Origin of the sequence: Flavobacterium muglaense (assembly GCF_014305155.1) — a bacterium.
In the GTDB taxonomy this organism is placed as follows: Bacteria; Bacteroidota; Bacteroidia; order Flavobacteriales; family Flavobacteriaceae; genus Flavobacterium; species Flavobacterium muglaense.
Genome location: NZ_JACRUK010000006.1, coordinates 1 through 13137, shown reverse-complemented (window position 1 = coordinate 13137; position 13137 = coordinate 1). Strand labels below are relative to the sequence as shown.

The window sequence follows — 13137 nt, the reverse complement described above, 5'->3', positions numbered from 1 at the left end:
TTTATTTAGTCATTTTTAATTTATTCACTACAAAATCCGAAATGTTTTTACCTTGAACTATTCCGTTTTCAATTGCTGCTCTGTAATGTATTCCTCCATAAAAACGACTCATAGCCGCTTCCTTTGATGCTTCATTAAAAGATTTAAAAGATCGATTAGGCAAACCAAACTGTAACTCTGAATCATCTACAAAAGCAAAGTTATCGCCAAAAATACTGGTAAGAATATTAGACGAAACAGTCGACACTACAGAGTGACCGCTAGTATATTCTGGAAATGGAGGTGTTTGCAATGCTGGTTTCCAATTCTCATCAATATTTTGATTGATTACCGTTTCTGGTCGTATCACGTTGCTTCTAAATTTTTCGTCCCAACAACTTATAAATGCTTCAAACATTCCGATAGAAGTTTGTGTGTATGCAAATACTGTTCGCTCAAAATCAGCCTTCGATTTTTTACAAGCAATCTTAGTAATTCCCATCCAATGTGCTCCTGGAGTAATTTTCTTTTTGGCAAACATCATGTGTCCTTGACTAACTGAAACATAAGGATTACAGTCCCAAAACTGCGCCATTTTAATTTCGTCACAACCATCCCCCAATTTTTTCATTTTCAAACTAATATCATATACTTCTTGAACTTGTTTAAAAAAGGCAGAGTTTTTATCCAATGAAAAAGGCAGAGCAGGAATTGGTTTAAATTGAGAAGCTGAATCTAAAACTAATGTTCTTATTTCGCCCCAATGCGGTTCAATTGCATCCATGTATGCAGGAGGTGTAGGCTGCCAACGCCCAGCAACATTAGGGAGAACAGAGAACTTAGGCAAAGTACGAGTTTGCTTGTAATTGTCTTTATCCATCCATTTCTTTATGCGTTCTGCTACTTTTAATCCATATTCTTTAGAAACCTCAAATTCTTTTTGATTTTCTTGTCCCCATTTTTGATACAAACTATCTCTAAAATGTTCTACTAATTCCTCTGAAAAAACCAATTGCTTACTTACATCCATATGCGCTACCAAAGCAGCAAGCTCGATATTCACACCGCTTTTAGGATCTAATTTCGGAATAGAATCCAACCCTTTCAGCTGGTTTTGAAGACTCACATACTTCTTACTATTTTGAGCCACTACCTCATAAGCAGCAATATTAGGATACACAAAAATTCTACTCGCAACTGGTGGCGAAAAAATATCGTGAATCATAATTTGAGTCACATTCTCCACCGCTGCATGGTATTCGTCAGTAGTTATAACAATAGATTTCTCTTTTTTACAAGAAATAAATAGAAGGCAAGCCGCTGTTATGATTAAGATCTTATGTTTCATTCTCTATTTTTTAATAATTAAATTCTAAGTTGTAAATCTATTGCAACATAGGCATTTCATACACCTCTGCTTTTTTATTATTGATCGTTACTAACAAATAACTTTTGCCGTTAAAATGTATAATATCTAAATGTCTAACTGCCTTTTGAGACAAATCGATCCCTAACTTACTACCCAAAATTATTTGGTTTTGATTCTTGATCAACGCTCCCGAAAACCCATCAAATCGACTGTGATAAGGAGATACTCCAAAATAATTCCCTGCAACAAATACTGATTCTTTTTTATTTGAATCGAAATTTGACTTCACAAAACAGTTAATTGGTGCTACCTGTAAATCATTCGAAAAAGCTACAAAAGTGAACTTCCCATTATTATTCTTCAAGTAACCCGATTTTAAATTATCTACTTCAAATAATTTAGCTTTTGACAGCATTTCTGGACTAAAAACTTCTTCGACTGTTTTACCTGAAAACGATTGATACGATTTAAATTTCTTTTTTATCATACCGCTAAATTGCTCCGCAAGATCATCAAGCCCCATTGTAGTATAGTAGTTTCCGTTTTTTTCGACCGCAACGACTGTTTCAAATGAACCATTGGCATCAAAATCATCATAATACATTTTCATAGGAAATGCTTCGGAAGCCTTAAACTTAGAATTAACCCCCCAGTTTCCTATCATGTAATCTAAATCGCCGTCATTGTCGATATCAAATGGAATAATAGCCTGCCATAAACCATTGCTTTTGTCAGGAAATACAGTTGCTGTTACATCTGTAAATTTTCCATTTTTATTCGCAAAGAATGTTGGTTTCATCCATTCACCTACAACAACAAGATCCGTTTTTCCATCTTTATTAAAATCCGAAAAAACAGCATCAGTAACCATTCCTATTCCTTCAAAAGTCTTATTTTGAACTATTGTAAACATCCCTTTATTGTTGTTCAACAAAAAGCAATTTGCATACTCCCCAAAACGATTGTACTTAGAATTGGTTCCGATGAAGAGATCCAAATCTCCATCGTAATCATAATCAAATGCTTTAACCACCGAAGCATTTTGAGCCAATTGTGGCAAACTCGCATTGGTTAATTGAGTACCTATATACAAACGACTTAATAAATTTTGCGCATTTTCTCCGTTACCAGAAGCCACAAACAAATCGTTTATTTTGTCATTATTAAAATCACCAATCACTGCCGAAGCATCTTCAAAAACAGAGTCTTTTTCTATCGATGCGTATGGCTTTCTTGAAAAACCTGTGGCATTTTGTATAAAAACCTGTGCTGCTTTTCCTTTGGCTCCGCCAAAAAAGATATCCTCTTTACCATCTCCATTCAAATCACCAATGGCCACAGCAGGACCGCGGTCTGATCGTTGGTACGGAATTAATTTTTGTGCTAAAAAATCAATAAAGCTATTTTCTTCATGTGTGAAATTAATCCCTAAACTCGTTTCGCTCTTTTTGAAAACAGGCACAACTGTAGGATGTAACTTTTTATAATCAAATGTTTTTCTATTTGCAGCTGCTTTCACTACAAGAGTTTGATTCACTTTTACATTCTTAATGGTTTGATATGTTTTATCTGGCCATACCACAACAATCGAATCTACAACAGCCGTTTTTCCATAACCAAAATGAACAATTGGCTCAGATGATGATTGAAAACCTCTTGTTGTTTGCAACTCTTTGAATTGTTTTTTACCCTTTACATACGAAATAACTTTTGCTCCAATTCCGAAAGTATTTTTTCCTCCAAACTGTAGCTTAACTTTTAAATAATTAGCATTTTTATCTGTTTTATTGATATAAATTGACGCAACAGTATTTAAATTATTAGTGATCAGGTCTAAATCTCCATCATTGTCAATATCGGCATATCCGCTTCCGTTAGAGATTATCGAATCGTTTTCAATCCAATCCTTAGAACGATTTTTAAATTGAAGATCTGATGATCCTTGAAAAATAAAATTAGTTACATTGCCTTTTGGCATTCTTTTCAAGGCTTCTTTGTCTAATAATTTAGTCGAAGTGATTTTGTTTTTAATTTGATCATTCGAATAATATTTCACGTAATCCAAATCGTTTGGACGCTTTGGAATTCCATTTGCTACAAATAAATCCTGTTCTCCATCTTGATCATAATCGGCAAATAAAGCACTCCAACTCCAGTCTGAAGCTGCTACACCATTCAATAATGCAGTTTCGGTAAAATTATTACCCCCATTATTTAACTGCAACATATTTCTACTGTATTGATAATGATAGCCTAATTTTTCCGTTCTCATTTTCAACATTTGTACATTATCATCGCCTAATGAATTTTTTAATACTTTCTCGTCCTCAGGCAACATGTCCAAGGTTAAAAGATCTGGAAATCCATCATGATTGATATCTGCCACGTCAACTCCCATTGAGAAACGACTCGTATGACCAAAATGACTTTTTAAACTTTCGGTAAACGTACCATCTCCATTATTCAAATAGTAGTAGTCGTCTTCATGAAAATCATTACCCACGTAAATATCAGGATATCCATCCAAATTGAAATCAGAAATCGCTAAGCCCAGACCGTATCCATTGGCACCGCCAAAGATTCCCGCCTTTTCACTTACATCTACAAATTTCCCGTTATCGTTTCTAAATAATTTATCGCCACACTCGTAACTTCTTGTGTTTCTCACATCAGCATTTCCAAAAGATTGCTCTGAATGCACTGCATGATTTAAAAGATACATATCTAAATCACCGTCTAAATCATAGTCAAAAAAAGCAGCTGATGAACTGTAATTATCTAAATCCAAACCATACTCAGCAGCACTCTCGGTGAATGTGTTGTTTTTATTATTGATAAACAATTCATTATGCCCTTCAAATCCATTGATTCCTACCACGGCACATACATAAATATCAAGATATCCATCTCCATTGACATCTGCCATTACAGTACCCGCGCTCCAATCGCTTTGTCCTTCTACACCCGCTTTGACACTTATATCTTCAAAAGCATTCCCTCCTTTATTGAGGTATAATTTATTCTTTCCTTGATTTGAGGTAAAATAAACATCCACTAAACCATCATTATTGATATCGCCTAGCGCTACGCCACCCCCATTGTAATAATACAAATAGTCAAGAATGGAAATATTCTTGGATGGATCCAACTTGTTATTAAACGTAATGTTACTTTTATCTGAAGACAATTTTTCAAATAAACGGTCTTGTTTTTGCGTACAGCTTACAACTACAAAAGAAAAGAGTACTATTCGAAAAAAATTATTCATTGCCTTTAAATATTTTTGGTGATTGGTCATTTATTACTGCAACAACTGATATGCTGTTATTTGCATTTTTAATAGTTCTTAAATGCTTAACTTCTCCTTTCATGAAAAATCCTGATTCACTATAAGGAACCCAGGAATAAGTTCCATTTTTATTCCCTAAAAGCAAACTTCCATAATTAGAATCCAATCGAGAGAATTGTGGTTTAAATTCATATTGATTTCCTCCTAAAAGAATATCCAAGACACCATCTTTATTGACATCCATAGTACAAATGGTATTTACACTTGAAAACTGAACTTCTTTGGGTAAAATTTTAATTTCAAATTGACCATTTCCTTTATTGATCGCAATCACCGTTTCTTGAATTGTTGCCTCTTTTTTGATCGTATTATCAACCACCTCTTTGGCAAATAATTCTTGAAAGGATTTTTTAGCATAATCAGCATAGCTTAAATTTTTCTTTTTAACCATTGGAATTTGCTTGGTGATGTCCTGTTTTAAGTTCAAAGGTAAATCCTTATCGTCTATCAATCGTGTTGCAATTTGTTCAATAGTTCCATTATTATCAAAATCATTAACAAACAATCGCATTGGTTTATCCTTAGTTGCTTTGTAATTAGTATTTGTTCCTTTGTTTCCTAAAATAAAATCTTTTTTTCCATCATTATTCAAATCCACACAACTCACAGCATTCCAAAAACCAGAATAATCTGAAAGGTTTGATTTAAAATCGGCCAATCTTCGACCTGTGTTTTTAAATATTTTTGGAGCCATCCAATCTCCTACAAGAATCAAATCTTTCTTAGAATCATTATCAACATCTTCCCAAACGGCATCAGTTACCATTCCTACCTCTGTTAATTTGAAAGCTACTTTTTCAGTAACATTTGTGAAATTTCCTTTTCCATCATTTTCTAAAATAAGATGTTTAGGATTGATTCCATAGACCCCTGGAACAGATCTACTTCCTATGAAAACATCTACATCTCCATCATTATCAAAATCATAGGCTGCAATAACTGAGACATTATTATTTGTGGTTGGAACCACCGTTTTGCTTTTGGTAAACGATCCTTTCCCATTATTCAAATACAAACGGTTCTTATAATTGGCTTGGTCTGCTCTTTCATTTCCTCCAGAACCCACTAGTAAATCTAAATCACCATCACCATCAGCGTCAAAAAAACTGGCTGCTGTATCTTCATAATTCAAATCACTATCCAGATCAACTTGAGAAGTTGCAGCAAAACTGTCGTTGCCTTTATTCATGTATATTTTACCAGCTGCACCTTTGGCTCCTCCAATAAAAAGATCCTCATTTCCGTCTCCGTTAATATCTCCAACGGCTAGTGAAGGACCTTCTTGAGAAAGTTCTTTTGAAATTAAACCCTCGTAATCAAAATCGATATAATCATTTTCTTTGTGCGCAATAAACGTCGATTTCTTTTCTGTAAATAATGGTGTAGACTTATCCGTTTTAGGAACGTAATTTAACTTAGCATCCGTAATATTTAAATTAAGTGTCGTGTTATTAACTACTTTATTAATAGTTTGGAATTTTCCATTTGGCCAAATTACTTGCAATGAATCAATTTTTTTAGTTCCAATACCGAAGGCCATCACATAATCTATTGAAGATTGAAAACCTCTGGATGGAATTAATTCTTGTCTCATAATTTCGCTTCCCGAAAACAATTCTACAACACTCCCTACACCGAATTTATTGAGGTTATCCCCTTTTAATTTTACTTTAACAAAATGATTGTCCTTATTTTTATCCGAATTATTTTTATAAACAAAGGCTTCCATGTTAACATTGTTGACAATTAAATCTAAATCTCCGTCATTGTCCAAATCACCATAGGCAGCACCATTAGAAAAACTAGGCGTACTTAGTCCCCAGTTTTGAGCTTCATTTGTAAAAGTTAAATTAGCATTGTTTTTAAAAGCATAATTAGGAATAGGTGAACTTGGCATTCTATTAATAATCGTTTCGATCTGTTCTTTTTTTCCTGTAACAACCATTTTTTGCATGAATTCGTTGGCAAAAAAATCAACAAAATCTTGATTTGTTAAATCGTGATAAATCCCGTTACACACATAGATATCCTTATATCCATCGTTGTCCATATCAAACATTAATGCTCCCCAACTCCAATCGGTTTTTGAGACACCCGCATAATTTGCAACCTCCAAAAACTGATTGTTACCGTTATTAATTTGCAGTGTATTTTCCATGTATTGATTAAAAAAATCAAGATTTAATTTTCTTAGATATAAATCATAGTTCTCAAAACTAGTTGTGTTCTTTAAACGTTCGTCTCCCTCTGGCAACATATCCGTCACAAAAATATCGGCCTTTCCATCATTATTAACATCAGCCATATCCGCTCCCATTGAAGATTGGCTAATATGAGATGTCCACCCTTCAATTTGTTCTGTAAACGTTCCGTTTTTATTATTGATATACAAATAATCTCTTTCGTAAAAATCATTTGAAATATAAATATCTGGATATAAATCTCCATTTACATCACCTACAGTAACTCCTAAACCAAAACCAATAAGACTTCCATATATACCCGATTCTTTACTCACGTCCACAAATTTCCCTTGGTCGTTACGCAACAATCGATCACCTCCACCTTTTAGAATATCCGCAACATCCCAGTCTTTATCTCTTAACTCTCTTTTATTGGAATAATTAAGACTACTCACTGGTATAAAACTGTTGTTGAGAATATAACAATCTAAATCTCCATCTTTATCATAATCAAAAAAGGCTGCGTGAGTGGTAATTCCTGTATCTGCTAAATTATATTGTTCAGCTTTATCCGTAAAAGTCCCATTTCCGTTATTAATAAAAAGTTCATTTTTTTGATTATCACCCGTAATATTTCCGGCATTACAGACATAAATATCTAAAAATCCGTCCCCGTTAAGATCGACCATGACCACACCTGTAGACCAAGACTTTGTTCCCTCTACTCCTGCTTTTTTAGAAATGTCTTCAAATTTAAAATTGCCTTTATTCAAATACAGTTTATTAGTACCCAAATTTGAAGTAAAATAAATATCCGAAAGTCCATCGTTATTAATATCTCCAATAGCAACACCTCCACCGTTGTAAAAATTTCGATATTTGAAGATATTCATATCTTCCCCGTTTTTCACTTCGTTAATGAAATTAATTCCGGTTTGTGCAGTTTCCATTTTAGAAAAAAGAGCGTTTTTATTTTCTGTGTTTTCTTTAGAACAACTCACAAAAAGAAGCGATAATAAGAAAAATAAAATAGAACGATTTAACATAGTATAGGTCGTATTTAGTTCAGACATTTTGAAAGGAAATAATGGTCTAATTTATATAATATTCAGTAAATAAAGCAATGAATCGCGTTAAAATTAAAAAAATAAAGAGGGCAATACGATTGCCCTCTTTACTACTAACTCAAAACATAATCATATTTTCTAAAACCTAGTAACCAGGGTTTTGTTTTAAATTCAAATTAAACAAAGCATCCGCTGGAATAGGGTATAAAATGTATTTTTTATCAGAAACAGAAGGTTTTAATTCTCTAGCAGCTAAGAATTTTCCAAAACGAATCATGTCGTTTCTTCTCCATCCTTCTAACCACAATTCTTTCCCTCTTTCTTTGTAAATACCAGCTAAATCAGTTGGAAACACCCCAAGCTGACCTGATCTTCCTACAATAGCTGCTAATTTAACAACATCATTTGTACCTGCACCGCCTCTAGCAATTGCTTCCGCTTTCATCATCAAGGCATCAGAATAGCGCATTAATACAAAATCATTATCAGGCTTATCAAGACTTCCTGAATCTGGGATGTATTTTTGCATTCTAATACCCGCTGTTTCTAGCGTAGCTCCACCTGTTATTAAAGTAACTGCCGAAGTGTAGATTAGTGGATGCCCAACTCTATCCTGTAAATTTAAAGTCCCCGCTGGTATATTTGTATAAGCCACACCCGCTGCATCTTTATCTTTACCAAATTGATCACGGTTTTTACCGTTTTTCATTTGCCCAATTTGCATTCCAACATTATTTCCAAACTCATTGACGATGTATGGATCTGAATTTTTAATACGTCTGTCATTAGGATCATAATTATTATAATATTCAGCTACAATTGCAAAACCATTCCATCCATCGGGAGTTTGGTTGTAATGCATTCCCATTCTCCAATGAAATTGTAAACCTCCACCTTCACCACCTTGAATGTTTTTTGAAGAAAACAAGATCTCAGGAGATGTGTTGTTCGTTGGTTTAAAGTTATCCCAATAATCTGGAGACAAAGAACTATTAATAGCGTCAACATTAGCCACTACTTTTGTCATATCTGCAGCTGCAAAAGTTGGAGCAGTAGGATCTGCCGCTTCAAAAACCCCTTTATTTAAATACAATTTAGCCAATAAAAAGTGAGCTGCATCAGAATTAATTATACTTGCATCTCCAGCAGTTCTTGCAGGCAAAGCGCTTACAACAGCCTCTAATTCAGCAATTACAAACTCTGTCGCTTCAGTTCTTGTCCATACTTTCGGATCGTCCGTCAAAGTAGATCCTGCCTCTCTGTATGGTACTTGACCAAACAAATCAATTACATTGTAGTAATAAAAAGCTCTTAAAAAACGAGCTTGTGCTTTTTCAGTCGCAGTTCCATTTTCAATCACTAAATTACAGTTATACACTTGCGAAAGCAATGCATTCCAAGCATTTCTAACCTCCTCGTGATCTGAAGCCCAAGTATGCACGTGAATTTGTCTCCACTTTGCATTATCATCCCAGTCTCCACCACGTGTAGGACCTACTAATCCATCTCCAGCTATCTCATCCAAGGCAAACATTTGACCTTGACCTTGAAAATCCCTAAGACCGTTAATAGCCGTTTTTAGTAGTGAGGTAGCATTGACTGTTCCTGCAGCATTTGAAACTACAACACCATCCAATACCTGTTCATCTAGATTGGTACAACTTACCCCCAATACCACAGTACTAGTCAATAAGATGCTTTTTATAATATTTATTCTTTTCATCGTTTTTTTAATTAAAATGTTACATTAAGACCTAGTGACACACTTTTATCTCTTGGATATGATAAATACTCCATACCCGCAGAAGGCACACCATTCAATGACTTATCAGTATCAACCTCTGGATCTGTTCCTGAATAACTCGTAATTACAAATAAATTAGATGCATTTACAAAAAACCTTGCAGATGACATTTTGAATTTATCTAAAACTGCTCCTTTAACTGTATATCCGAAAGTTAAGTTACCCATTCTTAAGAAATCTCCTTTTTCTAAGTACCTAGTTGAAGGCGAGTTAGGATCTCCTTGTGCTTGAGCTGAATTAGCTGCTGCTGCCGTTACGTTTCTACCACCTAAGAAAGCTCCTTTAAAGAAATAAGCATTTGTTGTGTTGTTGTAAATATAATGTCCGAAAGCACCATAAAAAGAAGCTCCTAAATCAAAATTCTTATATCTAAAATTAGTATTGAACCCAACATTCACTTTTGGCAAAGGTTGTTTGTCTAAAATCTTTTTAACTGCTGTACCTAAACCAGTATCATTTCCAGCCGCATCTGCGTAGATTGAATTACCTGTAGAATCGTATCCTCTCCACTCATACATATAATAAGAATAAATTGGCTGATTATTAGTAACAACTTGCGCATAAGCGCCCGTTAAACCTTGACCATTAATCCCTCCTGTTGCAATAAACCCTGCAAAATTAGTCATTTTATTGCTCAAAAATGAAGCGTTTCCAGAAACATCCCAACCAAAATTTTCTTTATCAATTACTTTGTAATTTAACGAAATCTCAAACCCTTTGTTAATTAAATTTCCTGGTAAGTTTTTAAAACGTGCAGAAGAAGCACCAGGTTGCGTTGCAGCAGCAGGAACTGGAAAAATCAAATCTTTCGTATCCTTTTGAAAATAATCAACAGATCCGGTTAACTTGTTATTGAACAATTCAAAATCTGCTCCAATACCGTATGACTTAGTAGTTTCCCATTTCAAGTCAGCATTTGCATTACTATCTACAGTTAATGCACCATTTAACGCATAAGACGCTCTTGCAATTGCTGAATTTGGTGAAAACTCTTGGTTACCTGTTTTACCAAAGTTCCCTCTTACTTTGAAATCGTTAACAATTCCTTCTTTGTTTTCAATCACTTTGTAAGCAATACCAACAGATGGGAAATAATCGTATTTATTGTTAACTCCTAATTTAGTCGACCCATCAGATCGTAATGTACCTGTAATAATTAACTTTTTATAAAGCGTTGCATTAACTCTTCCAAAATAAGACTGTAATTCTGTTCTATTTCTATAAGAAGAAACTCTGAACTCATTTTGTAATCCACCTTCAATATTATCAATCAAATTTGTTTGTGCACTATCATACCCCTTACCACTAGCAAAACTTCCGTCTGCAGTGTAATCATAATAAGAATAACCAACTAATGCATCCAAATTGAAATTATCACCAAAGTCATTGTTGTAATTCAAAGTATGTTCAAAAGTTTTATTAAATTTATTTTGCGCATTAATTGAAGCTTGACCATGCTTAACTGTTGTAGAACCAGGAACTGTCGCCTGAGCAACATTCTGAATATCCATAGTAGGCAATAATTGACTTTTTCTGCTAGAAGTAGAACTTTCTACACCAACTAAGAACGTGTATTTCAATTTACTATTAATTTTCCAAGTTGTATTAATACTTCCTAAAAATTTATTCGTATTAGTAAAATCTTTATAAGAATTTAATAATTGAACTGGATTCAAATACGTATTACTAACTACATTATATGTACCATTTGCATTATAGATTGGCAAGGTTGGATTCCAATACAAAGCAGTACCTATGATATTCCCGATATAACCAGCGTTATTAGATAAAATTGTAGTTTCATCTTTCAAAGACGCATACATGATTCTTTCTTCAACTTTCAAAGCTCCGCCAAAAAAGTCATTTGAGTTATAAACTGTAGCTGTATACTTATCTAAACCTGTGTTTTTCACAATACCATTAGTATTAGAAGCACTCAAAGAGATTCTAGTATTAGAATTCTCTGTTGATTTTGTAAAAGACAAATCGTGATTCATTGAGAATCCATTTCTTAATACCGCATCTTTCCAGTTGTAACTTCTTGAGCCTTTGTCATCACCACCTGCAGCAACAAATTGAGAGGCGTTCATCACATCAAAATTACCAGACATTTTACTAAACTGTACCGATGTATTGTAGGACAATTGCGGCTCTTTTGATTTACCTTTTTTAGTAGTAATTACGATTACTCCATTTGCTCCACGAGAACCGTAGATCGCAGTAGAAGAAGCATCTTTTAATACACTAATACTTTCAATATCATTTTGGTTAACAAAATTCAAAGGATTTCTTGAAGAAGATGTTCCTAATAAATCATCTCCACCTCCAGAAACATTTCCTCCGTCTAATGGCACACCATCAATAACAATAAGCGGTCCATTACCTGAACGAATAGAAGTATTTCCACGAATTCTAATTGCAACTCCACCTCCTGGCTCCCCACTTGATTGCGTTACTTGTACACCCGCTACTTTACCTCTTAATAATTGTGCTGGTGACGGAGAAGCTACATTGTCAAAATCTTTTGCTCCGATCTGGTCAACTGCACCAGTTGCATCTTTCTTTTTCACGCTACCGTATCCTACGACAATTACTTCATTTAATTCAGCTGAGTCTTCTTTTAAAAGTACTTTCACTGTTGTTTTTCCTGCTACATTTACTTCTTGTTGTTTAAGACCAATGTAACTAAAAACTAATACTGCATTTGCTCCAACATTCCTGATAGTGAACTTTCCATCAAGATCTGTCTGTGCTCCAATTGTTGTTCCCTTAACTAATATTGAAGCCCCTGGAAGTGGGCCGCTAGCGTCTGATACTGTACCGGACACATCTTGCGAATATGCCAAACCTGCACATAGTACCGTTAGAAACACCATCAAGCCTTTGATTAGACTATTTTTCATACGTAATAAAATAAGTTGGTTAATAAATTGTTTAAATGGTTTTGTTTAAATTCAAAATCAAACTTAGACATAATTTATGAAAACTTTAAGAAATACAGCAACTATAACGTTTTCGAATAGCCGAAAACGTTTTCGATTTTAAAATTAATCCTTTAAAAAATTAAAGATAAAATTATATATTACTTAAAAATAAATACTAAATATTATCAATATGAATGATTTATTAAGTTTTACAAGCTCAAACACCTGCGTTTTTGTTAAAAAAAAGAACCGAAACGCCAAAACCTTGCAGATTTATTGCGTTTTTATCCTTTTTACTGATTTTTCTCTAAAAACGCTCCTTCAGCCAAAAAACCTTGTTTAACAAAAATTCCTGCAAAAACCACAAAACCAACTAAATACACTTATTTAGGGCTTGCTGAAAAAGTATTCTCAATTTTCATATAACTGGATTTAATTTCACCAAATAATCACTTTCATAAT

At 34.0% G+C, this 13137-nt stretch carries 5 protein-coding genes; all 5 read right to left on the bottom strand.

The window, feature by feature from the left end:
• Position 1: 1 nt before the first annotated feature.
• The 5 genes from H8R24_RS04275 to H8R24_RS04255 all read right to left on the bottom strand — a co-directional run bounded on the left by H8R24_RS04275 (position 2) and on the right by H8R24_RS04255 (position 12654).
• A complete protein-coding gene (locus tag H8R24_RS04275; protein ID WP_187017324.1) occupies positions 2-1327 on the bottom strand; it encodes a vanadium-dependent haloperoxidase in 1326 nt (441 codons plus the stop codon).
• A 37-nt stretch (positions 1328-1364) separates the two neighbouring features.
• Positions 1365-4616 (bottom strand): VCBS repeat-containing protein, encoded by a 3252-nt coding sequence (locus H8R24_RS04270; RefSeq protein WP_187017323.1) that lies wholly within the window; start codon positions 4614-4616, stop codon positions 1365-1367.
• Positions 4609-7953: an FG-GAP-like repeat-containing protein gene (locus H8R24_RS04265; protein ID WP_225876766.1), complete on the bottom strand. Its 3345-nt coding sequence runs from the start codon at positions 7951-7953 to the stop codon at positions 4609-4611. Before H8R24_RS04265 ends, H8R24_RS04270 begins: the two co-directional genes overlap by 8 nt.
• Positions 7954-8092: 139 nt before the next feature.
• Entirely contained in the window at positions 8093-9670 is a 1578-nt protein-coding gene (locus H8R24_RS04260; protein ID WP_187017322.1) for a RagB/SusD family nutrient uptake outer membrane protein, read from the bottom strand.
• 11 nt (positions 9671-9681) lie between these two features.
• Positions 9682-12654: a SusC/RagA family TonB-linked outer membrane protein gene (locus H8R24_RS04255; protein WP_225876765.1), complete on the bottom strand. Its 2973-nt coding sequence runs from the start codon at positions 12652-12654 to the stop codon at positions 9682-9684.
• Positions 12655-13137 lie beyond the last annotated feature (483 nt).